Origin of the sequence: Streptosporangium sp. NPDC000563 (assembly GCF_040299985.1) — a bacterium.
Lineage (GTDB): Bacteria > Actinomycetota > Actinomycetes > Streptosporangiales > Streptosporangiaceae > Streptosporangium.
In genome coordinates this window covers 167,851-192,809 of sequence record NZ_JBEPDA010000016.1, presented here as the reverse complement: position 1 = coordinate 192,809, position 24,959 = coordinate 167,851, and the positions used below count along the sequence as shown (strand labels likewise).

Sequence of the window (24,959 nt, the reverse complement as noted above, 5' to 3'; positions counted from 1 at the left end):
TTGCCGATGGGCATGCTGGCCCGGTAGATCCTGCCGTTGTCGCCGGCGAAGAACAGGTACATGTTCTGGCCGTCACCGATGAGCGCCTGGTCGATGGGGCCGGTGCCGGAGTTGGAGATGCTGCCGGAGAACAGCGTCTGGGGTGCCGACCAGCCGTTGGGATTGGTGGGGTCGGTCGAGGTGCGGTAGGAGAACGCCGGGCCGCCCCACTGGTAGGCGAGCACCCAGATGTTCTTCGGCGCGAAGTAGAACAGCGACGGCGCCACGGTGGCGTTGTTCATCGTGTTCTGGCTGGCCGAGGCCATCTCCGAGTAGTTGGTGAACAGGCTGAAGTTCATCGAACCCCAGCTGGTGCCGGTGTTGTGGGTGGTGGCGTAGACGAGCTGCTTGCCGTTGTAGGGGGCGACGGTGAAGTCCTTCAGCGAGACCCAGCCCGCCTTCGGGGTCGCGAGCACGCCCGAGGAGGTCCAGCGGTACGTCGAGGGAAGGGTGCAGTTACCGGGCGTCGGAGTCGGCGTCGGCGTGGGAGTCGGCGTGACCGTGGGGGTGGGTGTGGGGGTGGGGTCGGGGTTTCCGGGGTTCCCGGTGCAGGCCACGCCGTTCAGGGAGAACGAGGTGGGCGACGGGTTGCTGCCGCTGTACGAGCCGTTGAACCCGAAGGAGGTGCTGCCTCCCGTGGGGATGGCTGCGTTGTAGGCGGCATTGGTCGCGGTCACCGCGGAACCGGACTGGGCGGACGTGGCGTTCCACATCTGGGTGATCTGCTGGCCGCCCCCGAAGGACCAGGTCAGCCGCCAGCCGTTGACCGGGTCGCCCAGGTTGTTGATCGTGACGTTGGCGCCGAAGCCCCCCGGCCACGACGAGCTGACGGTGTAGTCGACCCGGCAGGCGACGGCCGCCTGCGCGGGCTGCGTGGCCATCAGACCGGCGGCCGCCATCAGGATCGGGATCGTGACGATCGCCAGGCCTCGGCGCATGGCCGATCGGGACGGTGCCGTCGGTGTGACGGCGGAGCGGCGCGGTGTCCGCGTTCGCCAGGGCAGGCGCATGTGCGTGCTCCTCATCTTCTCGTCCAGCCGCTGTCAGGGACTGGTGTGGGCGCACCCGGGGGTCGGCCCGGACGTATGCGGGGTCACGGTTTTTGTTAGCGTTAACAAGACGTCCGCTGGCGGACTACTCGTTTCTCCGGCGAGAGGGGTGGTGCGCGGAGCCAATACGATGCGGCCGATCCGCGTCAAGGCACTGCCCCTCGCCCGTTCCCCCGGTACTCCCGCCCCCGTGGGCCTTCATCTGCCCTTACGGGCATCCGATCGCACCGCGCGAGATCGGCTCTGTGATGAAACGTTCATCAATGGCGACGATCTTCCACCGTGCTCGGACGTGCCCGCCCTCGCGGGCCCTCCCCCCGGCCGAGGCGCTCCGTCGGGCCCACCGTCACCGGCGCCCATCCGATCAGGCGTGACGGCCGTTCGCCGCCCCGCCTTCCTGCCGCGCCACCGGGATCACCTCGGATGGGTCCCGTTCTCAGGCCCCCAGGCAGGCGGGGCCGAGCAGTTGCTTCAGGTCGCCCATCAGGGCCGGGGACGGCGACACCCGGAGGCGGTCGTCGAGGCGCACGATGGTGGTCTTCGGACCGTTGTGGACCTGCAGATGCACCTCGGTGGTGCCGGGGTGCGCGGTCAGCACCTCCTTGAGGCGGCCGACCACCGGCGGGGTGCAGCGGGCCAGGGCGAGACTGACGGCCAGCGGGCCACCGGCCTCGCGGGTCAGGTCGGGAGCCGTCACCTCCATGGCGATGATCTTCCCGACGTCCTCACGCTTGTCCAGGCGCCCCTTGACGAACACGATCGCGTCCTCGGCGAGCACCGTCGCGCAGAGCTGGTACGCCGAAGGGAAGATCATCACCTCGATGGCGCCCTCCAGGTCCTCCAGCTGGGTGAGGACCCAGGTGTCGCCCTTCTTGGTGACCTTGCGCTGCAGGCCGCTCAGGATGCCGCCGACGGTGACGACCTGACCGTCCGGCCGGTGCTCGTCCTGCAGCGAGGCGATCGAGCAGTCGGCCCCGGAGGCGAGGATGTGCTCCACGCCGAAGAGCGGGTGGTCGGAGACGTACAGGCCGAGCATCTCCCGCTCGAACTGCAGCAGGGTGTTCTTGTCCCACTCCCCCAGCGGGATCTGCACGTCGAAGGTCTGGTCCTCGGCGCCCTCGATGGCGCCGAACAGGGAGTCCTGCCCCTGCGCCTCGTTCTTCTTGATCCCGATGATGCTGTCGACGGCCTGCTCGTGGACCATCACCAGGCCCTTGCGCACGTGCCCGAAGGAGTCGAAGGCGCCGGCCTTGATCAGCGACTCGATGACCCGCTTGTTGCAGACCACCATGGGGACCTTGCGCAGGAAGTCCTTGAAGTCGGCGAAACGGCTCTTCTCCCGGCGTGCGGCGATGATCCCGTCGACCACGTTGCCTCCGACGTTACGGATCGCCGACAGGCCGAACCGGACGTCGGTGCCACGCGGGGTGAAGTCGAAGTCGGAGTCGTTGACGTCCGGCGGCAGCACCTTGATGCCCATGCGGCGGCACTCGTTGAGGTAGAGGGCCGACTTGTCCTTGTCGTCCTTGACCGAGGTGAGCAGCCCCGCCATGTACTCGGCCGGGTAGTTGGCCTTGAGGTAGGCGGTCCAGTAGGAGACCAGGCCGTAGGCGGCGCTGTGCGCCTTGTTGAAGGCGTAGTCGGAGAAGGGCAGCAGGATGTCCCAGAGCGTCTTGATCGCGGCCGCGGAGTAGCCGTTGTCCTTCATGCCCTGTTCGAACGACTCGAACTGCTTGTCCAGCTCGGCCTTCTTCTTCTTGCCCATCGCCCGGCGCAGCAGGTCGGCCTTGCCGAGCGAGAACCCGGCGACCTTCTGCGCGATGGCCATGACCTGCTCCTGGTAGACGATCAGGCCGTACGTCGTGCCGAGGATCTCCTGCAGCGACTCCTCGAACTCCGGGTGGATCGGGACGATGTCCTGCTGGCCGTTCTTGCGCAGCGCGTAGTTGGTGTGGGAGTTGGCGCCCATCGGACCCGGCCGGTACAGGGCGCCGACGGCGGAGATGTCCTCGAAGTTGTCGGGCTTCATCAGCCGCAGCAGCGACCGCATGCCGCCGCCGTCCAGCTGGAACACCCCCAGGGTGTCGCCCCTGCCGAGCAGCTCGTACGTCTTGCGGTCGTCCAGCGGCAGCTTGAGCAGGTCGATGGCCTCGCCGGTGTTGGCCTCGATCATCTTCAGGCAGTCGTCGATGATCGTGAGGTTGCGCAGGCCCAGGAAGTCCATCTTCAGCAGGCCGAGCGTCTCGCAGGTCGGGTAGTCGAACTGCGTGATGATCACACCGTCGGAGTCGCGGCGCATGATCGGGATGTAGTCGGTCAGCACCTCCGCCGACATGATGACCCCGGCGGCGTGCACGCCGGTCTGCCGGATCAGGCCCTCCAGGCCCCTGCCCAGGTCCATCGCCGACTTGACGTCGACGTCCTCCTCGTACAGCCTGCGCAGCTCACCGGCCTCGTTGTAGCGCGGGTGGCTGGAGTCGAAGATGCCCGACAGCGGGATGTCCTTGCCCATCACCGCGGGCGGGAACGCCTTGGAGACCTTGTCGCCCAGCGCGTACGGATGCCCGAGGACGCGGGCCGCGTCCTTGATGGCGGCCTTCGCCTTGATGGTGCCGAAGGTGGCGATCATGGCGACCTTGTCGGCACCGTACTTCTCCGTCACGTAGCGGATCACGTCGCCGCGCCTGCGCTCGTCGAAGTCGATGTCGACATCGGGCATGGAGACACGGTCGGGGTTGAGGAACCGCTCGAAGATCAGCCCGTGCGGCAGCGGGTCGAGGTCGGTGATGCCCAGCGCGTACGCGGCCAGCGAACCCGCGGCCGAGCCTCGCCCGGGGCCGACGCGGATGCCGTTGTTCTTGGCCCACATGATGAAGTCGGCGACCACGAGGAAGTAGGAGGGGAACCCCATCTGCAGGATGACGTTCATCTCGAACTCGATCTGCGCGCGGTGCTCCTCGTCGACGCCCTCGGGGAAGCGCCGCTCCATGCCCGACCAGATCTCCTTGCGGAACCAGCTCTCCTCGGTCTCCCCCTCGGGCAGCGGGAAGGTGGGCATCAGGTTCTTGAAACCGAACATGCCGCTCGGGTCGACCTTCTCGGCGACCAGCAGGGTGTTGCGGCAGCCCTCGGCCCACAGGTCCGAGGAGTCGACGGCGCGCATCTCGTCGGCGTTCTTGATGTAGTAACCGCTGCCGTCGAAGCGGAAGCGGTCGGGGTCGGACAGCTGCTTGCCGGTCTGGATGCACAGGAGCGCGTCGTGCGAGGTCGCGTCGGACTCGTAGGTGTAGTGGGAGTCGTTGGTGACCAGCGGCGGGATGTCCAGCTCACGCGAGATGCGGGTCAGGCCGTCGCGGACCCGGCGCTCGATGTCGAGCCCGTGGTCCATGATCTCCAGGTAGTAGTTGTCCTTGCCGAACAGGTCCTGGAACCTCGCCGCCGCCGCGACCGCCTCGTCGTACTGGCCCAGGCGCAGGCGGGTCTGCACCTCGCCCGACGGGCAGCCGGTGGTGGCCATCAGGCCCTCGGCGTGCTCGGCGAGGATCTCGGCGTCCATCCGGGCCCACTTACGGACGAATCCCTCGGTGTAGGCGCGCGAGGAGAGCTTCATCAGGTTGCTCAGGCCCCTGGCGTTCTTCGCCCAGATGGTCATGTGGGTGTAGTAACCACCCGCGGAGACGTCGTCGCGCTTCTGGTGCGGCTCGCCCCACAGCACCGGCTTCTTCTGGTGCCGGGAGGCGGGGGCGACGTAGGCCTCGATGCCGATGATCGGCTTGATCCCGGCCCCGGTCGCCTGCTTGTAGAAGTCGTAGGCCCCGTGCATGTTGCCGTGGTCGGTGATCGCGATGGCGGGCATGCCCAGATCGCCGACCTGTTTGAACATCTGCTTCAAACGGGCGGCCCCATCCAGCATGGAGTATTCCGTGTGAACGTGCAGATGCACAAACGAGTCTGACATGCGGCCCCGTCCTCCCCCTAGTCGCACCGTCGGCGGGGAAAGCGTATCCAAATCCGAGTTCCGGAAGTGACTCATGCGCTTTGAGTCGTCTCTCCTCCGGACGCCCCGGCCCTCCCGGGGCACCCCGATCCTTCGCGGCGCCCCGGTCTTTCGCGGCGCCTCAGTCCTTCACCGCGCCTCAGTCTTTCACCGCGCCTCGGAGCGGCCGAGGCGCCCGGGTCGTCGGCGTTCTTCTCACCTTCGGTCGCGAGGCGCGGCCCGGCGCTCCTCGGCGAGGTGGAGGCCCGCCTCGATCACGGCGTTCATGATGGGGGCGAGCCTGGTCTCGCCCAGTACGGGGGCACGGCGGGCCATCTCGGCGACCAGGCGGCGCTCGCGGTCGGGGTCGCGACCGGCGAAACCTCCGACGGGCTTGAGGCGCTGGATGGTCCCGGCCAGTTCGGCGCGGCGCTCCAGGAGGACGGCGAGGGCGGCGTCGACACGGTCGATGGCCTCGCGGGCGGCGGGCACCGAGTCGGGGCTCTCCCTGCGGATGAGGGCTCCGACGATCTTCACGGCCTCGTGCGCCGCCAGCGCGTCCCGATCGCTCGCGGAGGGGTCCAGAAGGAGGCCGTCGGCACCCGCGGCGATCGCGGCGGCGGCCAGCGCGGGGTCGGTGCCGAGACCGGCCAGGACGGGACGCCCCGACCTCTCACGCGCGGCGCTCATCAGGGCCAGGTCGGGAGCGGCGACGCCCAGGGGGCCACGGCCGCCCTCGCAGAGCACGATCCCTTCGTTGCCCTCGGCCGCGCAGTGACCGGCGACCTCCAGCCACTCCTCCAACGTCGCGGAGGGGTCGCGCTGGAGAAGCATCGGCAGGCCGAGCCCGGCGGTGGCGCGCACCAGCCCGGAGTCCCGCATCCAGGCCGCGCCGACCACCGTGCCGTCGGCCCTCTCGGCGATCAGCGGAAGATCTCCCTCACAGGAGGGCTCCACCAGGACGGGCCCCGCCCCCTGGACGCGGGCCACGGACTCCTCCGCCCCGTGGACGGCGACTCCCCCTCGGTGGTCCCGCAGGCTGATCCAGCGGGCGTCCGCGCCCGGCCCGCCGATCACCACGGCCGGCCCCGCGCCCACCGTGAGCGTGCCCAGCCGTACCGTGGCGCGTTCCATGTGTGCCGTGCGCTGTGCGGTGGACGACATGAGGCTCCCCTGGTTCGGCCGACGCGCGTCCCGCGAGCCGGCGGCCGTTCGAGAAGGGACTTCGGACAGAGAAAGAGGCAGAGACCTCATGTCCCCGCCTCGTGCCGGCTCCGGCCGGTCGCTAGTTCCCGACTGTCACGGCCGGCTCTCCTGAGCCGGCACGATGAACGCGAAGTGGCAGGTCATGGGCTCAACCTTAGGTCATCTTCCCGGCATCCGCCACGTACTGGACAGCGCATCTCAAGGCGTGGACTTTTCTGCGGCGTGTGAGTCGATCACTTTACTGGGCTATGAGAGTATTCGGGGGTTCAGAAGGAGGTAGCCGGTTGATGGCCGAAGCACAGCCCGCGGGACGGCGAGTCGCCTCCCGATACCAGCTGCTCGAAGCCATCGGCCGAGGTGGCATGGGCATCGTGTGGCGGGCCCACGACGAGCTCCTCGACCGTGAGGTCGCGATCAAGGAGGTCCGCTACGCCGACATGCTCGGCGAGGACAACCAGGAGGACTTCAACCGGCGCACCAAGCGCGAGGCTCGCGCCGCAGGGCGTCTGACGCACCCGAACGTGGTCGTCGTCCACGACGTCGTCGAGGAGGACGGGCGTCCCTGGATCGTCATGCAGCTGGTGGAGTCGCGTTCCCTCGGCAAGGTGATGCGCCAGGACGGGCCGCTGCCGCCTCGACGGGTCGCGGAGATCGGTCTCAAGCTGCTCGAGGCGTTGCGCGCCGCCCACGCCCAGGGAGTGCTGCACCGCGACGTCAAGCCGGAGAACGTACTGCTCGCCGACGACGGCCGGGTGGTGCTGACCGACTTCGGCATCGCCACGCTCGAGGCCGAGACCGCCCTCACCATGACCGGCATCGCGGGCACGCCCGCGTTCATCCCGCCGGAGCGCATCAAGGGCGGCGCCGCGCAGCGCGAGTCCGACCTGTGGTCGCTCGGCGCGACCCTGTACGCCGCCGTCGAGGGCAAGCCCCCGCACGACAGGGGCGGGGCGCTGCCGACCATGCACGCGATCCTGAACGACGAGCCCGAGCCTCCGGTGCACGCCGGGCCGCTCGCCCCCGTCCTGGAAGGGCTGCTCCGCAAGGATCCGGCGCTGCGCATGCCCTACAAGGAGGCCGAGCGGCTGCTGCGCCGGGTGGCCGAGGGCGACCGGGTCCGGCCTCCCAGGACCGCCGTCATGCCGGCCGTGAACGCGGGGGACGACACCGATCCCGGGGCCCGCTTCCAGCCGGGTGCCGTCCCCGAGACGGGCGCCAAGCTGGACTCCGTACCCTCGGAACCCTCGGGTGCCAAGGAGGAGGCGTCCGCCCCGCCCGCGCGCGGCGAGGAGCCGCGGAAGCCTCCGTCCAAGAACCCGGCCAAGAACCCGGCCAAGACCTCCGCCAGGACGCCCGCAGAAGCCGTACGGCCGACGCCCACCCCCGCCCCCGACGTTCCCCCGTCCGCTCCGGCGGCCGGTTCCGCGGAGAAGGCGAAGGCGGCGCCGAAGAAGACCGCGCAGGGCGGGCAGGCCGCCGAGGCCGCCGCGGACTCCCCCGGCCCGGACGCCGGAGCGGGTGCGCGGGCTCCCGAGGCGGGAGCGGACTCGAAGGCGAAGCGTCCCACCGGCAAGGCCACCCCCGCTCCCCCGCTGTCCTCCGCGGCCGAGGGCGCGCCCCCGATCCTGGCCAGGTTCGCCCCCAAACCGAAGCCGACCATCGGCGCGAAGAGCGAGCCCACCCCCAAGCCCACCCCGACATCCGAACCCGCCGCAGGGGCCACACCCGCCGACGAGGCCGCGCCTCCGATCCTGGCCAGGTTCGCCCCCAAACCGAAACCCACCACCGGCGCGAAGCGCGAGCCCACCCCCAAGCCCACCCCGACATCCGAACCCGCCGCAGGGGCCACACCCGCCGACGAAGCGGCGCCCCCGATCCTGGCCAGGTTCGCCCCCAAACCCAGACCCGCCATCGGCCCCACGACCCAGCCCACCCCCAAGCCCGAGCCCGTGGCCGATGTCACACGGGTACGCGAGACGAAGCCTGACGCGGCGCCCTCCGAGTCCGCCCTCCCCGCCGCCGGCAAGCCCACCGGCCCCGAGACGGACCGCGAGGACGCCCCGCCGGTCGCGAAGCCGGGATCGGCGGGGCGCAAACCCGTCTCGCGGCCCAACCCCTTCCCACCTGTGGGGCGAGGGCCGGTCCCGGAGCAGGAGCCCGCCTCCGCGTCCAGGTCCGAGCCCGCTCCGAGGGAGGAGCCCCCCGCCTACGGGGGCCACGACAACGGGAGCCACGACGACGGGGGCGACACACTCATCTCCCGGAGTTCGGGCGTCTCTCCGGTGAAGCGAGGGCTGCTCGTGCTCGTGCCCGCGCTGCTGATCGTCGGCGGGATCGCCGGCTGGCTCGGCATGCGCAGTGGCGGCGACGAGACCCCCCAGGCCAGGCCGGGTGATCCGAGCGCGTCCAGCGCGTCTGAGGCTCCGAGTGGCGGCGCCGAGGCGACCTCCGAGGGCTCGCCGAGTCCTGAGACGTCGCCGTCCGAGGATCCTTCCGAGTCCCCCTCCTCCAGCCCGAGTCCCACCAAGACGGAGAAGAAGTCCTCCCTTCCCTCCGGCTGGCGGATGCACAAGGACAGCAACGGCTTCTCGATCGGCCTGCCCAAGGGGTGGGGCGTGGACAAGCGGCCCGGCCAGCAGGTGTGGTTCCGCGGGCCCGATCGGGTGAGCTACGTGATGGTCGAGTACGTCGACAAGGCGAATCCCGACCCCAAGCAGGACTGGCTCAACTACGAACCGAACGTCAGAAGCACGTTCAACGGCTACGACCGGATCCGGATCGAGAACGTCAAGTACATGGTGAAGGCCTCCGACTGGGAGTTCACCTGGAACACCAACTCGGGCAAGGCCCGCGTGATCAACAGGGGGTTCATCACCAAGGGCGGCCGGGGGTACGCCATTTACTGGCATACCCTGGCCAAGGACTGGAAGAAGAACTTCCACCTCTTCGAGGGGTTCACCGCGACCTTCTCCTCCAAAAAGTGAGCGGGAGCCCCACCGCCTGCGGTGAGTGATTCTGGGAGGGCGGGGGATGGCGGAAAGCAGGGTGGCGGGCCGCTACAGGCTGCTCGAACACATCGGCGAGGGCGGCATGGGCATCGTCTGGCGTGCCCACGACGAGCTCCTCGACCGGGTGGTGGCCATCAAGGAGGTCCGCTACCGGGGGGTCGACGAGGCCGCGCGCACCGACCTGAACCGGCGGACCATCCGCGAGGCGAGGACCGCCGGGCGCCTCGACCACCCCTCCGTGATCATCGTGCACGACGTGGTCGAGGAGGACGGGCGGCCCTGGATCGTCATGCAGCTGGTCCGGTCCCGGTCGCTGGGTGAGATCGTCCGTTCGGGCGGACCGCTCCCGCCGGAGCGGGTCGCCTCGGTCGGGCTGCACGTGCTGGGCGCGCTGCGGGCCGCGCACGCCGCCGGGGTGCTGCACCGCGACGTCAAGCCCGAGAACGTGCTGCTCGCCGACGACGGCCGGGTGGTGCTGACCGACTTCGGCATCGCCTCCATGACACAGGAGACCGGTATCACCCGTACGGGCGCGATGGTCGGCACCCCCGCCTTCCTGCCTCCCGAGCGGCTGCACGGGATGCCCGCCACCCCCGAGTCGGACCTGTGGTCGCTGGGGGCGACGCTGTACGCCGCGCTGGAGGGCCGCCCACCGTTCGAGCGGGCCACGGCCGCCGCCACCATGATGGCGGTCCTGCACGGCGAGCCGAGTCCCATGAGCCATTCCGGCCCTCTGTCGACGGCGATCCTCGGCCTCATGGCCAGGGATCCCGCCGCCCGGATGGTCCCCGACCAGGCCGAGGCTCTGCTCGGCCGCGCCGCCTCCCCCGGCTCCCCTGGCTCCCCCGGCTCCCCGGTCTCCCCCGGGCCGCTCTCCGGGCAGGCGCCGCACTCGGGGCAGCGGGCGTACGGCTCGCCCGGCTTCCAGACCGACCCGCCGCGCACCGACCCGTCACCGCTTCAGGACGCGTGGCGGCCCGCGTACGGGAATTTCCCGGACGGTCCAGGACGGCCTCACCACCCGGCCCCGCACCTGCCCCCCGAGCACTTCCCCTCGGTGGCCCGCACCCACCCCGAGCACTCCCCGTACCCGACGGGAGGCCCTCAGCCCGAACAGTCCCGCCCCCCGGTGGCTCATACCCGGCCCGAGCAGCCGCCGTACGCGCGGCCCTCCACACATCCCGGCCACTCCTCGTCCGCACCCCCCGAGGCGTACACGCACCCCGACCAGCCCTCATACGCACACCCCGAGCAGCCTCGGCACGCGCGTCCCGAGCAGCGGGCGTACGGCTCGGAGCCCTGGACGAGGCGGGAGCAGCCCACCGACACGGGGGCCGCGCCCGCGCGGCGGACCGGGGCGCGACGCCTTGCCCTCCTGGCCGGGGTACCCGCGCTCGCGGTGACGGTCGGGGTCGGCGCGTGGCTGGTCCTGAGGAATCCCGGTACCCCGGTCGACACGGGCGGCCGGGCCGACGTCACGGCCCCGATCACCGACCCCACCCCCGCCGCGTCGCCCGAGGCGACCCCCACCCGGGATGCGACCCCGACGGCGACGCCGCGTCCGTCCAGAGCTATTCCCGCGGGCTGGCGGATGCACCTCGACCCGATGGGCTTCTCCATCGCGGTGCCCGGAAACTGGCAGGTCAAGCGGTTCTCCGGCCGTGACCGGGTGGAGTTCCGCGCCCCCGGCGCGAGCGGTGGCCTCCTGTGGATCGAGTCGACCGAGGATCCGGAGAAGGACCCGGTAAGGCACTGGGAGAAGGTGGAGCGGGCCGCGGTCGCCGAGAACGTCTGGCCGGGCTACCGGCGGGTCGGCATCACCGCGCTGACGTACCAGGGCGTGCCGGCCGCCGACTGGGAGTTCACCTACCTCAAGAACGGGGTCCGCACCCGCGTCCTGGACCGGGGATTTCGCACCCGCGACGACAAACCGTACGCGATCTACTGGGAGAGGCCGGACACCGCGCGGTCCGGTTCGTACTTCGCCGTGTTCACCAGGACCTTCCGGCCATGAGCGGCCCGGAGAGCGCGCGTTTCTGGCGCACCCCGGCCCTGCCCGGGGTGGACCTCCTCAAGGCCAGGTACGTGACCCACCGCTTCCCGCCGCACGCGCACGAGAGCTACGCGATCGCGCTGGTGCTGTCCGGGGTGGAGGAGTTCGCCTACCGGGGCACCGTCCACCGCGTGGGGCCGGGCAGCCTGAGCATGCTCAACCCCGATGAGGTGCATGACGGCCACGCGGGCGTCCCCGGCGGCTGGTCCTACCGGGTGCTGTATCCCCCGGTCGAGTTCGTCTCCGGGATCGCCGCCGAGCTGATGGCCGGGCACGGCACCCCCTGCTTCCCCGAGACCGTCACCTACCACCGGCCCACCGTCGCGCTGCTGCGGGCCGCGCACGACGCCGCGGAGGGTGGTGACGACCTCGCCTCCTCGACGCTGGCCCGCACGGCCTTCGCCGCCCTGCTCAGCCACCACGCCGCCCGCCGCCCTCCGGAGGCGCCGCGCTGGAACGACGACCCGGCGGTGCGCCGGGCCCGGGAGATCCTGCACGAGCGGCTCGTCGATCCGCCCACGATCGAGGACCTGGCGCGGGCGGTGGGCACCGGGCCCTTCGTCCTGATCCGGGCTTTCAAGGCCGCGACGGGACTGCCTCCGCACGCCTATCTGAACACGCTGAGGATCATCCGGGCCCGGCGGCTGCTCCAGGCGGGCACACCTCCCGCCCAGGTCGCCGGGGATGTGGGATTCACCGATCAGGCCCATCTGAGCAGGCATTTCAAGCGGACGGTGGGCGTGCCACCGGCCGCGTACCAGCGCGCAGGAACGTACAAGACCGGAACGTGACCCGAACCTAGGCTCGCCTCCCATGGAAACAACCACTCGTTCCTCCGCGATCAGGGACGGACTGGGCGTGGGGATCGCCGTCGGACTGTCAGGGGTGGCCTTCGGCGCCGCGGCGGTCACCGCGGGGCTCAGCGTCGCGCAGGCGTGCGTGCTGAGCCTGTTCGCCTTCACCGGCGCCTCGCAGTTCGCCCTGGTCGGCGTCGTCGCGGGCGGCGGCAACCTGGTCGCGGGCACGGCCGGTGCGATGCTGCTCGGCGCCCGCAACAGCCTGTACGGCCTGCGCATGGCCGGGGTGCTCGGCGTCCGGGGATGGCGCAGGCCGCTGACGGCCCAGGGAGTGATCGACGAGACGACGGCGGTCGCCCTCGCCCAGCCGGACGAGGAGTCGGCCAGGACGGCGTTCTTCGTCACCTTCGTCAGCCTCTACCTGACCTGGAACGCCACCACCCTCCTCGGCGCGCTGGGCACCTCGTGGGTGGCCGACCCCTCGGCGTTCGGCCTGGACGTCGTCGGTCCCGCGGCCTTCCTCGCCATCCTGTGGCCCCGGCTCACCGGGAGCGGCGCCGAGGCCCGCGCGCTGCGCCTGATCGCGTGCGGCGGCGCGGCGGTCGCGCTGGCCGCGACCCCTTTCACCCCGCCGGGCGTGCCCGTGCTGCTCGCGTCCGTGGCCGTGCTCGCGGTGATCCTGAGGAGACCCAAGTGACCATCTGGTGGGCCGTCGTCATCACCTGCGCCGCCTGTTACGCGCTCAAGCTCGCCGGGCTGTCGGCGCCGCGCCGCGTCCTCGACCACCCGGGGGTGCAGCGTTTCGCGACGCTCGTCCCGGTGGCCCTGCTGGCGGCGTTGATCGCGGTGCAGACCTTCGGCGAGGGGCAGGCGCTGCACCTCGACTGGCCGCGCACCGCGGGGATGGGTGCCGCCGTCGTGGCGCTGCTGCTGCGCGCCCCGTTCCTGGTGGTCCTCGCCGCGGCCGCCCTCGTCACCGCCGCGCTGCGCCACGTCCTGAGCTGAGGTCGAGGTCGTCCGTGCCGCGCGGGAACCGTACCCGGAAGGTGGCGCCGGCGCCGGGGCGGGAGGTCACCGTGGCGTCGCCACCGTGCGCGGCGGCGACGGCGGCGACGATGGAGAGCCCGAGGCCCGCGCCCCCCTGGCGGGCGCCGTCGCGGGGATGACCGGCCCGGTGGAAACGCTCGAAGACCAGGGCGCCCTGCTCCTCGGTGAGGCCGGGTCCGTCGTCGGCCACCTCGACCACGGCGTACTCGTCGTCCGTCCGGATCCTGACGACCGCCGCCGTCCCCTCGGGGGTGTGGTTGAGCACGTTGGCCAGTAGGTTGCCGACGATCTGGCGGATCCTGGCGGCGTCGCCCGGCACCTCGACACGGCCCTCGCACTCCAGTGAGAGCGGCCTGAGCGGTTCGATGGCGAGGGTGTCGGCGACCGCGTCGGCGGCGAGCTCGGTGAGCTCCACCGGGGCGCGTTCCAGAGGGCGGCCCTGGTCGAGGCGGGCCAGCAGCAGCATCTCGTCGACCAGGGAGCCCATCCGGGTGGCCTCGGCCTCGATCCTGCGCATCGCCTTGGCCAGGTCCTCCGGCCGGGTGTCCGCGCCGCGCCGGAACAGCTCGGCGTAACCGCGGATGGAGGCGATCGGGGTGCGCAGCTCGTGGGAGGCGTCGGCGACGAAGCGGCGCAGCCGGTCCTCCGACGCCTCCCTCTCGCGGAACGCCTCCTCGATCTGGGCGAGCATCTGGTTGAGCGCGTGGCCGAGGCGGCCCACCTCCCCGGTGATGGGCGCCGCCTCGATGCGGCGATCCAGGTTGCCTTCGCCGATCGCCGCCGCGGTCTCGACGATGCGGTCCAGCGGGCGCAGTCCCCGGCGGATCAGGTGGGTGGCGAGCAGGGTCAGGCAGACGAGCGCGAACGCCGAGGAGCCGATCATGACGAGGGCGACGCGTTTGACCAGCTCGTCGGAGGCGGCCATGAGCGCCTCGGGGGTGGGCAGGACGAGCAGCCTGGCGCCGCCGTGACCACGCCAGTCCTGCAGCGCGCCGAACGTCGCCCCCGCCGCCATCCCGAGCGCGAGCGCGACCAGGCCCACGACGGTGAGCACGAGGCGGGTCCGCAGCGACATCAGTCCTCCCTCGGCAGGCGCAGGACGTATCCCACCCTGGGCACGGTGTGGATGAGCGGGGGATGCGACGCGTCGACCTTGCGGCGCAGGTAGCTGATGTAGGTCTGCACGACTCCGTCGTTGCCGCCGAAGTCGTACTCCCACACGTGGTCGAGGATCTGCCGTTTGGAGACGACCTTGCCGGCGTTGGCCGCCAGGAAGCGCAGCAGCTTGAACTCCGTCGGGGTGAGGTCGACGCGCCGGCCGTCGCGCCACACCTCGTGGGCGTCCTCCTCGATGACGAGGTCGGCGAAGGTCACCCTGCCCTCCTCGGCGCCGGCCCGCCTGGTCCTGCGCAGCACGGCGCGGATCCTCGCGATCAGCTCCTCCAGGCTGAACGGTTTGGTGACGTAGTCGTCACCTCCCACGGTGAGCCCGCCGATCTTGTCCTCCGTGGCGTCGAGGGCGGTGAGGAAGACCACGGGCACCTCGGAGCCCTTCGACCTGATCCGGTGGCAGACCTCGGTGCCGAGCACGTCGGGCAGCATCACGTCCAGGACGATCAGGTCGGGACCGAAGGTCTCGGCCAGCGACACCGCCGCGGCCCCCGTCCCCGCGATCGCCGTCTCGAACCCCTCGTAGCGGAGCGCGGTTGCGACGAGGTCGGCGAGGTAGGGCTCGTCGTCTACGACCAGTATTCGGTTCACCCGACAAGTTTCACTCGGAAGATCTTGAAAAGACCATAGAAAACTCTGTGAAGAGTGATTCACATGCCGCTCTAAGGGCGGGCACACAACCATTGAAGATCATTTTGTTGCACTGGAGGCCATGGAGAGAATCTCGGTTTTCGTACTGCGGCGCAAGGGACTGGTCGCCCTGCTGACCGTGCTGGGATTCCTGGTGGGCCTGGGCGCGACGCCGATCGCGATCCAGCGGCTCTCCGAGGAATATTCGCATCCCGGAATGCCCGCCTTCGAGGCCAACCAGGAAATAGTCAGAATCTATGGGAATGGTGGCTATCAGCGGCCATTTGTTCCAGTTGTCGTGCTTCCTGAGGGAATGCGGGCCGAAGACAACAGGGAGATCCTCGGCCGCGCCTTCGCCGCCGTCTCCGCCGAACTGCCCAAGGCCCGCGTGGTCTCCTACGCGAGCACCGGCGATCCCCGGCTGATCGGCACCGACGGCCGGACCACGTTCGGACTCGTCTTCCCCGGCACCTACTCCGACGGCAGCCCTCCGGGCGGGGGCCTCGGGGAGACACCGGACGAGAGCCCGGTCATCGTCAGGGCGATGACCCCGGTGCTGCCGGCGGGCACGAGCGTGCACGTGACGGGCCTGGACGCCCTCGCGCCGAGCGTGGACGCGGGCGGGGTGGACGTGCCCACCAAGATCGGTGTCGGCGTGCTCGCCGCGGTGGTGGTCCTGCTGCTGGTGTTCCGCTCGGCACTCGCCTTCGTACCGCTCCTCATCTCGGTCCTGTCCATCTTCCTGTCGTTCGTCGTGATCCTGCTGCTCACGCTGGTGATGACCGTGCACGACGTGGCCCTCACCACGATGCCCCTGCTCGGCCTGGGCATCGCGATCGACTACTCGCTGCTGCTGGTGGCCCGCTGGCGGGAGGAGCGGGCGAACGGGCACCGCGGCGACGAGGCCGTGCACCGGGCCATGGCGGGCGCGGGACGGGCGGTGCTGTTCAGCGGCGCGGCGGTCGCGGTCGGCCTGGTGACCATGGTGGTGCTGCCGGTGCCGTTCCTGCGCAGCCTCGGCCTCGCCGGGATGATCATCGCGGCGACGAGCGTGGCCACCACACTCACCGTGCTGCCGGTGCTGCTCGCCCTGACCGGCCGGCGACTCGACCGCAGGCGCACCCGCGCGGGCCGGGACGGGGCTCCCTTCCGGCGCGAGGCGCGAGCCGGACGGGCCTGGTCGGCGTGGGCCCGCGGCGTGGTGCGGATGCGCCTGCTCGCCGCCCTGCTCACCGGCGGGTTGCTGACGGCGCTGACGGTGACCGCGCTGAGCGTCAACCTCGGCCTGCCCGCGAGCGAGAACCTGCTGACCACCGGCCCCGGCGCCGAAGGACTCTCCGCGCTGCGCCAGGCGGGCGTCCCCGCGGGCTCGATCACCCCGTTCGACGTCCTGGTGAGCGGCGACCCCGCCCAGGCCGCCGAACGGATCAGGAACGTGGAGGGCGTGTCCACGGTGCTCGCCCCCGACGACCCGTCCTGGCGCCGCGAGGGCACCGCCGTCATCACCGTGCTTCCGATCTCGGAGAACGGTACCGAGGCCGGCGAGGCGACCATCACCCGGGTGCGCGAGGCGGTGCCGGTCACCGCACGCGTCGGCGGCAACGCGGCGCAGAGCATGGACTTCCAGGAGCACGCCTACGGGGCGTTCCCCTGGATGCTCGGCCTGATCGCGCTGGTCACCTTCGTCATGCTGGCGCGGGCGTTCCGCTCGCTGCTGCTGCCGCTGAAGGCGATCGCGCTCAACCTGCTCTCGCTGGGCGCGGTGATCGGCGCGATGGTGGTGCTGTGGCAGTTCGGCTGGGGAACCAGGGAGCTGCTGGACATCCAGCCGACCGGCTCGATCGGCGAGTTCGTGCCGCTCGTCATCTTCGCCTTCCTGTACGGCCTGAGCATGGACTACGAGGTGTTCATCCTGGCCAGGATGCGCGAGGAGTACGACAGGTCCGGCAGCACGGAGCAGGCGGTGATCGAGGGGGTGGGCCGCACCGGCCGGCTGGTCACCTCGGCGGCGCTGATCCTGTTCGTCTCCTTCGCGGCGCTCGCCATGACCCCCGAGCTGGACGTGAAGGTGTTCGCGAGCGGTCTGGCCCTCGGCGTCTTCCTGGACGCCACCCTCATCCGCGGCGTCCTGGTCCCGGCCGTGGTCGCGATGATGGGCCGGTGGAACTGGTGGCTGCCCGTCTGGGCCGCCCGGATCCTGCGGGTGGAGCCCTCGCCGTTGAGGTGGGAGAACCCCGAGCCCACCCGAATCCCGGAACCTGTCTAGGAGCGGCCGGACAACGCAACGGCCACCGTCTGCGAAGACGGTGGCCGTTCACGTTTTCCCTTTTTCGGGCCGTCAGACGGCGGTCAGCACCGCCGCGGAGTTGAAGCCGCCGGAGCCTCGGGCCACGACCAGCGCGGACGAGAGCCCTTCCACCCCCCTGGGCTCGGTGACCAGGTCCACGCCCTCGGGAGCGACGGTGCCGACGGTCGGCGGGATCACCCCTTCGGTCAGCGTCATAGCCGCCCAGGCGAGGTCGAGGGCCGCACCGCCTGAGCACAGGCGGCCGGTCATCGTCTTGGGCACCGTCACCGGCACGCGACGATCCCCGAACACCTCCCGCAGCGCCGCCACCTCAAGGGAGTCCCTGACCACGTCTCCCGCCCCGTCCGCGAAGACCACGCCGACGTCGTCCACGCCGAGCCCGGCGCGGGCGATCGCCTCGCGCATCGCCCTGGCGTACTGACGGTGGTCGGGGGCCGGGTCGCTCACGTGGTGGGCGTCGTGGGTGGAGGCGGTCCCGGCGATCTCGGCGTAGACGGTCGGGGCGCCCCGGCCGAAGGCGCTGTGCCGGTCCTCCACGACGAGGATCGCGCCTCCCTCACCGGGAACATGCCCGGCCGCGTCGGGCGCGAAGGGCCGGTAGGCCGCGTCGGGGTCGGCCGAGCGGTTCACCGTCGCCTCACCGGCCTGGCAGGCGAGCGCGTACGGCGACAGCGGCGCCTCGGTGCCCCCGGTCACGACGACCTCGGTACCCGCGCGGATCAGCCGTGCCGCCTCGGCGAGCGCGTCGATCGCCCCCGCCGCGTCCGCGACCAGCACCCCGCAGGCGCCCTTGAGCCGGTGAGCGATGGACAGCTGGCCGGTGCTCGCGGCGTAGAACCAGCCGATGGACTGGTAGGCGCTCACCGCTCGTGGCCCCTTCCGCCACAGCGCCTGGATCTCCCGCTGACCGAAGGCGTTTCCTCCCGAGGCGGCGGCGGTCACCACCGACAGGTCGAACGGATCCTCTTTGGCGGGGTCGAGGGCGGCGTCGGCCAGGGCGAGCCGGGTGGCGGCGAGGGCGAACCAGGTCCACCGGTCGGTCTGCACCAGCAGCTTGCTGTCGACGAACTCGCGCTCGTCGAAACCGGTGACCTCCCCCGCCAGCCTGACCGGTGACCCCGAGGCGTCGAACGACGTCACCGGGCCGATCCGGCTCCGCCCGGACAGGGACCCCTTCCAGTGCCCGGCCGCGCCGACACCCGTCGGGGCGACCACGCCGAGCCCGGTGATCACCGCCCTGCGGTCGCTCATCGGGCCGCCCCCGGCTCAGAGAAGATCATCGCGGACTGGAACCCGCCGAAGCCGCTGCCCGCGGAGAGCGCGTGCCCGGCGGTCACCTCCCGCGCGACCAGGGGCGTGTAGTCCAGGTCGCACTCGGGGTCGGGGACGGTCAGGTTGGCCGTGGGCGGGATCACGCCCCGCTGCAGGACCAGGGCGCAGGCCGCCATCTCGATCGAGCCGATCGCACCGAGCGAGTGGCCGATCACCGACTTGATCGAGCTGATCGGCACCCGCCGGGCGTGCTCGCCGAGACTCCGCTTGTAGGCGGCCGTCTCGTGCCGGTCGTTCTGCCTGGTCCCCGACCCGTGGGCGTTGACGTAGCCGATGTCCTCGGGGTTGAGTCTCGCCTGGTCGAGCGCGTGGCCGATCGCCCTGCCCAGTTCCAGGCCGTCGGGCCGCAGCCCGGTCATGTGGAAGCCGTTGGCCCGCGCGGCGTAGCCGGTGATCTCGCAGTACACCCGGGCACCGCGCCGCCGGGCGTGCTCCAGCTCCTCCACCACCAGCACCGCCGCGCCCTCACCGAGGACGAAGCCCTTCCGCCCGGCGTCGAATGGCCGCGAGGCCGTCTCCGGTTCGGCGTTGTCCGGGCTGGTCGCGCGGATGGCGTCGAAGCACGCCACGGTGATCGGGGAGATCGGCGCGTCCGACGCCCCCGCGAGCATCATGTCCGCCTCACCGTCCTGGACGAGCCGGTACGCCCGGCCGATGGCGTCGATGCCGGAGGTGCAGCCGGTCGAGACGACGGCGGCCGGGCCGTTCAGGCCGAACCGGACCGCCAGCTCGGCCGCCGCGCTGGAGGGCACCAGCGCCTGGTGAACGAACGGCTTCAGGTGGCGGTGATCCACCTCCCAGTCCTTGCCGCGGTCGCTCGCGACCACGTACTCCTCCTCCAGGGTGATGGTGGCCCCGACCGCCGAGCCGAGGCTCACCCCGGCCCGCTCGGGATCGGCCGCGCCGAGGTCGAGGCCGGAGTCGGCCACCGCCTCGTCGGCGCAGGCGACGGCGAGCTGGACGAAGCGATCCATGCGCCGGACCTCACGCGCGGTGAGACCGTGGGCGGCCGGGTCGAAGTCGACCTCGGCCGCGATCTGGGAGCGGAACGGGGACGGGTCGAAGGCGGTGACCCGGCGGACGGCCGGCCTGCCGTCCACGATCCGGTTCCAGAACCGCTCCCGGCCCACCCCGCCCGGGGCGATCACCCCGATGCCGGTGACGACGACCCGTCTCACCTTCCCACCGCCTCCGGACAGGGCTCGGTGTCCACGTGCCCGAGTTCGGGCCTCGGGGCGAGCGGGCTGAGCTGGAAGACCACGAGCGCGTCGTCGTCGCCGACATTGGTGAGGCGGTGCCTCACCTCGCGGGGGATGAGCAGCGCCTGCTCGGCGCCGACGGTGAGCGGCTCACCGTCGAGGTCCACCCTGAGCGTCCCGGTCGCGACGAACACGTACTCCTCGGAGTAGGGGTGGTAGTGCTCACAGACGCCCTCGCCGGGCGCCAGGCGCACGGCCCCGCAGAAGCCCGACGAGGAACCGCAGGTCGCCGGGGAGACCAGGGTGCGCAGGTCGCCGCCGCGCCTGGTGTTGGACGGCACGTCGTGAAACCCCACGACGCGCCGGCGGCGTCTCTCCACCTTCTCCTTGATCAACGACATCTGGACCGCGGAGCCGGCGTTGATCCGGCCGGTCATCTCCCGGGTGTCGACCGGCGCCTCGGGCCTCATGTGGAAGTCCTGTACCCAGCGCATGCGGGTACGGTCGGGGCCGAGCTCCTCGTAGACCCAGGTGATGTTCATGAACTCGAACGGCCCGGTCTCCACCCGGCGCGCCCTCACCGTCCAGGTGTCGCGGTCCCAGGAGCGCTCCGACACCCAGGACCAGACGCGGTCCAGCGCGTCGGGGTGCATGGTGAGCCGGAAGGTCACCGAGTCGTCCGACTCGGTGAGGACCTCCACCTTGGCGTACTCGGAGAAGAGCTCCGGCCAGGCCCGGACGTCGTTCGTCAGGTCCCAGACGAATCCGATGGGAGCGTCGATCTCGATCGTGTTGTCGGTGTGTCCGATCATGATGTGCGTTCGCCTCCTCAGAAGACACCGGTCAGGCGCCCGTCGCCGCCAGCCGCTCGGTCACGAGTTCTCTCATCAGGGACGGCGTGGTCTGGGCCGTCAGCTCCTCCTCCACGTCCACGCCGAACCGGTCCTGGATGCGGGTGGCGATCTCCACCCTGGCCAGGGAGTCGAGGTCCAGCGCGTCGAAGGTGAGTTCCAGGGCCTCGTCCCCGGCCGCGGGGTCCAGGCCCACACAGAGCAGCAGTTCGCGTACGTTCTCATCGGTGAACGGCATCGTCATCGGCTCCTGTCGTCGGTCGGTGTCCTTCTTCGTCTCGCACTTCGTCTCGCAGGGCGTCCACCAGCCAGATCCGGGCCGAGCCGACCGTCCGGGGATCCGCCATCACCGGGACGGGACGGCCCATCGCCCGGGCGAGGTCGGCCTGGTGGGTCACCGTGGCACGCCACCCGTACCGGGCCAGCCATGCGGTCGGGTCTTCGACGGCCGACCGCCAGGCGGCCCGGGTGGAGGCGAGCCTGCCCATCGCGGGCCGCATCTGCGGCAGTTCGGCGTACGCCTTGTTGACGTGCTCGACGGCGAGCCTGCTCCCGGGGGGCGACAGCTCGGAGACCCGGCCGACCACACGCCCCGCCTCGGCAGGCGTGAGGTACATCAGCACGCCCTCGATCAGCCAGGCGGTCGGCGCGTCCGGATCGAGGCCCGCGGACAGCAGCGCCGACGGCCAGTCCTCGCGCAGGTCGGCGGGGACGACCGCGCGATCGCAGGCGGGCCGGGCCCCCTGGTCGGCGAGCGCCTTCTCCTTGAAGGAGATCAGGTCCGGCAGGTCGACCTCGAACAGGCGGGTGCCTTCTGGCCATTTCAGCCGGAAGGCACGGGTGTCCAGGCCGGCGGCGAGCAGGGCCACCTGCCGCAGGCCCGCCTCCGCGGCCTCGCGCAGCCGGTCGTCGAAGAAGCGGGTGCGCAGGACGAAGTGCTCGGCCGCGTGCCGGCCCGCCTCGCTGATCCCGGTGATCCGCCCGGCCGCGTCGGCGAGCGGGCCCGCGAGCGGATCGTCGAAGAGCCGGTCGGGCCGCGCGCTCTCCGCCTCCCGCGCCTGGGTGATCACCACCGCGGTGCGGCTCACACCCGTGGGCGGCCCGGGCTTCCCCGCGAGTCTGGTCACGTCTCACTCCCCTCCGCCGTGAGGTCCCCGTCGCCGGCGGACCTCCCGGCTCCGATGGCGTCCGCGTCTCCGGTGAAGTCGACGGCCATGGTGAGCCGGTACGTCTCGCGGTACACCAGCCGGTCGAACGTCAGGCGCATGAACGCGTCGCGTGCCGCGCAGGCGATCGGGTGCCGCCAGCGGGTGAGCTCGCCGTTGGCCCGCGACCGCCGGACCATCCGGGCGGTGCGTTCCACCCTGCGGGCCTCGTAGGCGGCGAGTGCCGCCGGAACGTCGCCGCCCGCGAGCTCCTCGCCCAGGACGAGCGCGTCCTCGATCGCCTGTCCGGCCCCCTGGCCGAGGTTGAACGTCATCGGATGAGCCGCGTCCCCCAGCAGCGTCACCCGGCCGTGGCTCCAGCGCCGCAGCGGAGGACGGTCGAAGACGTGCACCGGGGTGACGTCGTCGGCCCCGGTGGCGGCGATCAGGCCGGGAATCGGGTCGGGCCAGCCGTCGAACTCCGCGGCCAGCAGGCCGAGAGGGCTCTCGCCGAGCCGCGGCGCGACCCGGTCGCCCAGCACCCCGTCCCAGTAGACGTGGTCGTCGGAGAGCCGGTAGCAGACGAACCACCGGCCTCGGCCCCACGTGCTGAGGAAGGTGTGCTCGGGCATCCCGGAGCCGGGCAGCCTGATCACCCCCTGGAAGGCGGTGAACCCGGCGTATCGGGGCGGAGGGTCGCCGGGGAGCAGTGCGGCACGTACGGCCGAGCGCAGCCCGTCCGCGCCGACGAGCAGGTCCGCCCGCTCCTCGCGACCCTCGCCGAACCGGACGACGACGCCGTCCCCGGTCGCGGTGAAACCGGTGAACCGGAAGCCGGTCACGAGGTCCTCCCCCACCCGGTCGGCGAGGAGCGCGTGCAGGTGGGGGCGGCCGACGCCGTAGACGGGGGCGCCGAGACGCCCCGCCATGCGCGCCATCGACCACTCCGCGATCCTTCTGCCACGCGCGTCCAGAAAGCGATGCCGGTGAAGCTCGTGACCGATCTTCTCGACCTCGGGCCCCACACCGAGCGCGCGCAGTGCCAGTACGGCGTTGTGCCAGAGCACCAGGCCGTGTCCCGCCCGCGCGGCACGCGGTTCGGTGACGCGTTCGTACACGGTGACCTCGGCTCCCGCGGCCCGCAGCGCCAGCGCCGCGCTCAGCCCGCCGATGCCGCCCCCGACGACGGCCACCCTCACGACGGCTCCCGCGCGACGGCGGCGGCCACGACGGCCTTCGCCTTCCCCGCGGACGGCACGGCCGCCTCCTCAGGGAGTGACACGACCACCGCCGTCCCCCCGGCGGGCGGCGCCCCTCCGGGGACGGCATGGCCGTCCTCCGTCCCCTCCGGGAGCGGTACGGCCGCCGCCGTCCCCTCGGGAAGCGGTACGGCCGCCCCCGTCTCCTCGCGGATCAGAAAGCGCAGGGAACGGGCCTCGGTCATGCACTCGCGCATGGGCCCGACGAGTTCGCGGTGTTCCTCGGTCGCCTCCCAGGTGAGGAAGTCGGCCAGTTCGCGCCACTCACTGGTGATGAGCCACTGCTCGGGGTCGGTGGCCGACTGGCAGACCTGGTCCCTCAGGTGGCCGGGGACACCTGCGGACACCTGGTAGCGGATCTTCTCGTAGGCGGCCAGGAAGTCCTCTCGCCGCTCGTCGGGCACCCTGATCAGGAAGACGATCCTGGCCCTCATCGGGGACCTCCCGCACCGGGCGGCGGTCCGCCCAGCTCGGAGGTGAACTCGAACCGGCCCAGCACCGGGACGCAGCTGCCGTACAGGCCGTCCGACTCCTCGCAGGTGAGGAACCCCACGACCCTGGCGACCAGCTCGGGGGTGACGGTGTGGTCGAAGTTCATCCCGGGCCGTTCCCGGCGCTTGTCCGGTGTGTCCGCCACGGTCATGACGACCGTGTTGGCATGGATGCCGCTCCGCTTCACCTCGTGCGCGATGGAACGGACCCAGGCGACCAGGGCAGCCTTCGCGGCGGTGTAGGCCGACAGCGCGGGCAGCGGCTCACCGGCGAGCGGGGTGCTGAAGTAGACCAGCCGCGCCCCCTCGCCCAGGTACGGCAGGACCGCCTGGGTGGCGATCACCGCCGACAGGAAGTTGTCGCGCAGCATCCGCTCGTAGACCCCGATGTCCGTCAGGAAGAGCGGTCCCGCCCGGAAGCCGCCGACCAGGTGGACCAGCCCGTCGAGGCGGCCGAAACGCCTGATCGCCTCCTCGGCGGCGAGGCGGGCACCTTCGGGATCGGAGACGTCCGTGGCCAGCGTCTCGATCCGTCCGACGACCCCGTGCCGTCGCCGCAGCCCGTCGAGGCGGTCCTTGTCGCGGCCGGTGAGCAGCAGCCGGTCGCCCCGGCCGCCGAGCAGCTCGATCACGGACTCGGCGAGCTGCCCGGTCGCCCCGGTGATCAGGAAGGCCGGGGCGCTCATCGAACCGGCTCCCCTCGAACCGGATCAGCTCGGAAGGGCTCAGCCGGCTCAGCTCTGCCCGCTTCCCCTCGTACCGCCTCAACCTGGACGGCCTCTGCCTGTACGGGCTCTGCCTGTACAGGCTCGCTCCTGGCCGGCCCGGCGACGCGGGTGGTCACGTGGTCCATGAGCGCCGACGCGAAGAAGGCGCGCACTCCCTCCGGGTCACTCATGTCGCGCGGGACCGCGAGGTAGGCGTCCAGCTCGCGTTCCAGTCGCTGAATGCCCGGCTGCCTGGACAGGTGGGCCATCACACTCGGCAGATCGCCGTCGATCTCGATGACACGGACGACCGTGGTGCCGTGCATGAAGATCGACGTACTGAGCAGACGCGTCCCGTCGGAGGTCTCCCAATCCGGGGGAGCGTACTCCGACAGGAGTTTCCGCACCGCCGCCTCCGTGCCGGGCCTGATCTGGAAAGTGATCGCGTAGCGCCGCATCGGTCTCCCTTGGCCGGTGGCAGCCGTCCGCCGCCTTCTGGAACCAGCCTGTTCGCGGCGGGCCCGGCTGTCTTCCACCGCGTGACCGAACCCGTCGTTCCCCCCTCGGTGGGTTCCTCTCCGCCATGGGTGGGAGCAGGCGTCCCCTCACCGCGGTGTTTTCCGGCCTCCGGTGCGGGAGCCCGCCGCCCCCTGCCCCGCGGAACACCCCGGAGCACGGGCACCCTGGCCACG

At 71.4% G+C, this 24,959-nt stretch carries 20 protein-coding genes; 6 read left to right on the top strand and 14 right to left on the bottom strand.

Annotation, left to right across the window (positions count from 1 at the left end; translation table 11 throughout):
- The 3 genes from ABT352_RS29125 to ABT352_RS29115 all read right to left on the bottom strand — a co-directional run.
- A partial coding sequence (locus ABT352_RS29125) for a non-reducing end alpha-L-arabinofuranosidase family hydrolase (RefSeq protein ID WP_350948140.1) occupies positions 1-977 on the bottom strand: 977 nt, incomplete at its 3' end.
- Between the two features lie 547 nt (positions 978-1,524).
- Positions 1,525-5,046, bottom strand: a complete 3,522-nt coding sequence (dnaE, locus tag ABT352_RS29120; RefSeq protein ID WP_350948139.1) for a DNA polymerase III subunit alpha — start codon at positions 5,044-5,046, stop codon at positions 1,525-1,527.
- A gap of 234 nt (positions 5,047-5,280) precedes the next feature.
- A complete protein-coding gene (locus ABT352_RS29115; protein ID WP_350948138.1) occupies positions 5,281-6,228 on the bottom strand; it encodes a chorismate mutase in 948 nt (315 codons plus the stop codon).
- 329 nt (positions 6,229-6,557) lie between these two features.
- On the opposite strand from ABT352_RS29115, the gene ABT352_RS29110 reads away from it, so the two are divergent.
- Genes ABT352_RS29110 through ABT352_RS29090 form a run of 5 tightly spaced genes read left to right on the top strand, consistent with a single transcriptional unit; the run spans position 6,558 to position 13,133 of the window.
- Positions 6,558-9,254 carry a serine/threonine-protein kinase gene (locus ABT352_RS29110; RefSeq protein WP_350948137.1) on the top strand — a complete coding sequence of 899 codons (2,697 nt, stop codon included), beginning with the start codon at positions 6,558-6,560 and terminating at the stop codon, positions 9,252-9,254.
- 46 nt (positions 9,255-9,300) lie between these two features.
- The gene (locus ABT352_RS29105) at positions 9,301-11,292 is read left to right on the top strand and encodes a serine/threonine-protein kinase (protein ID WP_350948136.1); all 1,992 of its coding nucleotides are present in this window, start codon (positions 9,301-9,303) and stop codon (positions 11,290-11,292) included.
- Positions 11,289-12,122: an AraC family transcriptional regulator gene (locus ABT352_RS29100; RefSeq protein WP_350948135.1), complete on the top strand. Its 834-nt coding sequence runs from the start codon at positions 11,289-11,291 to the stop codon at positions 12,120-12,122. Before ABT352_RS29105 ends, ABT352_RS29100 begins: the two co-directional genes overlap by 4 nt.
- 22 nt (positions 12,123-12,144) lie before the next feature.
- Positions 12,145-12,825, top strand: a complete 681-nt coding sequence (locus ABT352_RS29095) for an AzlC family ABC transporter permease (RefSeq protein ID WP_350948134.1) — start codon at positions 12,145-12,147, stop codon at positions 12,823-12,825.
- Positions 12,822-13,133 (top strand): AzlD domain-containing protein, encoded by a 312-nt coding sequence (locus tag ABT352_RS29090; protein ID WP_350948133.1) that lies wholly within the window; start codon positions 12,822-12,824, stop codon positions 13,131-13,133. The genes ABT352_RS29095 and ABT352_RS29090 overlap by 4 nt, the downstream gene beginning before the upstream one ends.
- Here the strand turns inward: ABT352_RS29090 and ABT352_RS29085 are convergent.
- Together ABT352_RS29085 and ABT352_RS29080 are read right to left on the bottom strand one after the other, a co-directional pair.
- Entirely contained in the window at positions 13,102-14,250 is a 1,149-nt protein-coding gene (locus tag ABT352_RS29085; RefSeq protein ID WP_350948132.1) for a sensor histidine kinase, read from the bottom strand. The genes ABT352_RS29090 and ABT352_RS29085 overlap by 32 nt on opposite strands.
- Positions 14,250-14,936 (bottom strand): response regulator transcription factor, encoded by a 687-nt coding sequence (locus ABT352_RS29080; RefSeq protein WP_350948131.1) that lies wholly within the window; start codon positions 14,934-14,936, stop codon positions 14,250-14,252. The genes ABT352_RS29085 and ABT352_RS29080 overlap by 1 nt, the downstream gene beginning before the upstream one ends.
- A 121-nt stretch (positions 14,937-15,057) precedes the next feature.
- On the opposite strand from ABT352_RS29080, the gene ABT352_RS29075 reads away from it, so the two are divergent.
- The gene (locus ABT352_RS29075; RefSeq protein WP_350948130.1) at positions 15,058-17,241 is read left to right on the top strand and encodes an MMPL family transporter; all 2,184 of its coding nucleotides are present in this window, start codon (positions 15,058-15,060) and stop codon (positions 17,239-17,241) included.
- Between the two features lie 72 nt (positions 17,242-17,313).
- On the opposite strand, the gene ABT352_RS29070 is transcribed toward ABT352_RS29075, so the two are convergent.
- The 9 genes from ABT352_RS29070 to ABT352_RS29030 are packed head-to-tail and all read right to left on the bottom strand — an operon-like array spanning position 17,314 to position 24,725.
- Positions 17,314-18,534, bottom strand: coding sequence for a beta-ketoacyl synthase N-terminal-like domain-containing protein (locus tag ABT352_RS29070; RefSeq protein WP_350948129.1), 1,221 nt, complete (start codon positions 18,532-18,534; stop codon positions 17,314-17,316).
- Positions 18,531-19,793: a beta-ketoacyl-[acyl-carrier-protein] synthase family protein gene (locus tag ABT352_RS29065; protein ID WP_350948128.1), complete on the bottom strand. Its 1,263-nt coding sequence runs from the start codon at positions 19,791-19,793 to the stop codon at positions 18,531-18,533. The genes ABT352_RS29070 and ABT352_RS29065 overlap by 4 nt, the downstream gene beginning before the upstream one ends.
- Entirely contained in the window at positions 19,790-20,626 is an 837-nt protein-coding gene (locus ABT352_RS29060) for a cupin domain-containing protein (RefSeq protein WP_350948127.1), read from the bottom strand. Before ABT352_RS29060 ends, ABT352_RS29065 begins: the two co-directional genes overlap by 4 nt.
- Positions 20,627-20,657: 31 nt before the next feature.
- The gene (locus ABT352_RS29055) at positions 20,658-20,903 is read right to left on the bottom strand and encodes a phosphopantetheine-binding protein (protein WP_350948126.1); all 246 of its coding nucleotides are present in this window, start codon (positions 20,901-20,903) and stop codon (positions 20,658-20,660) included.
- Positions 20,887-21,792 carry an SAM-dependent methyltransferase gene (locus tag ABT352_RS29050; RefSeq protein WP_350948125.1) on the bottom strand — a complete coding sequence of 302 codons (906 nt, stop codon included), beginning with the start codon at positions 21,790-21,792 and terminating at the stop codon, positions 20,887-20,889. The genes ABT352_RS29055 and ABT352_RS29050 overlap by 17 nt, the downstream gene beginning before the upstream one ends.
- Positions 21,789-23,009, bottom strand: a complete 1,221-nt coding sequence (locus ABT352_RS29045) for an FAD-dependent monooxygenase (RefSeq protein WP_350948124.1) — start codon at positions 23,007-23,009, stop codon at positions 21,789-21,791. Before ABT352_RS29045 ends, ABT352_RS29050 begins: the two co-directional genes overlap by 4 nt.
- Entirely contained in the window at positions 23,006-23,503 is a 498-nt protein-coding gene (locus tag ABT352_RS29040; RefSeq protein WP_350948123.1) for an antibiotic biosynthesis monooxygenase family protein, read from the bottom strand. Before ABT352_RS29040 ends, ABT352_RS29045 begins: the two co-directional genes overlap by 4 nt.
- A complete protein-coding gene (locus ABT352_RS29035; RefSeq protein WP_350948122.1) occupies positions 23,500-24,246 on the bottom strand; it encodes an SDR family oxidoreductase in 747 nt (248 codons plus the stop codon). Before ABT352_RS29035 ends, ABT352_RS29040 begins: the two co-directional genes overlap by 4 nt.
- Entirely contained in the window at positions 24,243-24,725 is a 483-nt protein-coding gene (locus ABT352_RS29030; RefSeq protein WP_350948121.1) for a SchA/CurD-like domain-containing protein, read from the bottom strand. Before ABT352_RS29030 ends, ABT352_RS29035 begins: the two co-directional genes overlap by 4 nt.
- Positions 24,726-24,959: the final 234 nt, after the last annotated feature.